The sequence below is a fragment of the Anabaena sp. CCY 9402-a genome (assembly GCF_963920945.1).
Lineage (GTDB): Bacteria > Cyanobacteriota > Cyanobacteriia > Cyanobacteriales > Nostocaceae > Trichormus > Trichormus minutissimus.
The window spans coordinates 1-1,041 of the sequence record NZ_CAWUDL010000200.1 but is presented as its reverse complement, the minus strand read 5'-3'; the positions used below and the strand labels follow the sequence as shown (position 1 = coordinate 1,041).

Genomic DNA, 1,041 nt, shown 5'->3' with positions numbered 1-1,041 from the left:
TAAGTAATTAAACAAAATTAATTACACAAATGATTATACAATTGAATACAAGATACATTTAGATAATGATTAAGATATAAATGGTTTTTTTAAGAGAAATTAATCCGCTTTCTTTGAAACTCTTAGAGCGCATATATCGCCAAAGTCGATATCATCAAGTGCGCCAAAGAGCGCATTTCTTAATCTTAGCCTGTCAGGGAATAGAGGTAGAAGAATTAATGAAGATATTTAATGTTAGTTACAAAACAATATATAACTGGATAAATCGTTGGGACTCAGAGGGAATGCTAGGACTGTATAATAAACCGGGAAGAGGTAGAAAACGAATATTTAAGCCAGAACAAGAAGCAGAAATTAGAGAGTGGGCGAAACTTGAACCAAGACAATTAAAAAAGACGCTACAAAAAATCAAATCAGAATGGGATATTGAAGTTAGCACTGAAACTGTTAAAAGAATATTGAGAAATTTTCATATGAGTTGGCATAGAATGCGACGAGACGTTGCAGGAGAGCCAGACCCCATAGAATACAAGGAAAAAGCAGCACAGTTAACAGAGTTTAAACGATTAGAAGATGAAGGTAAAATTAACTTATATTACTTAGATGAAACTGGATTTTGTCTCATTCCTTCTGTTCCTTATGGATGGCAAGATGTCGGAGAATACTTAACTATTAATAGTCGTCGTAGTTCGCGCTTAAATGTTTTAGGAATCATGAATCGAAATAATCACTTAGAAACTTATATTTCAACTCAAAGTATTAATTCAGATGTAATTATTGCTTGCATTGATACTTTCTTTTCTCAGGTAGATAAACCAACTGTGATTGTTGTTGATCAATCCTCTATTCATACCAGTAATATTATTCTTGATAAAATTGAAGAATGGTCAGAACGTGGTATTACCATCTTTCAATTACCCTCCTATTCACCTGAGTTGAATTTAATTGAAATTTTGTGGCGGTTTATTAAGTACCAATGGATTGAAATTGATGCTTATAGAAATTGGCAAACTTTTGTAGCATCTATAGAAAAGATTCTTC

Annotated in this window: 1 protein-coding gene; it reads left to right on the top strand. The window is 32.4% G+C overall.

Features of this window, described 5'->3' with window-relative positions; translation table 11 throughout:
- Positions 1–80: 80 nt before the first annotated feature.
- Positions 81–1,041, top strand: a 961-nt coding sequence (locus tag ACM0OR_RS28285; RefSeq protein ID WP_414579724.1) for an IS630 family transposase, incomplete at its 3' end; no start/stop codon positions are given.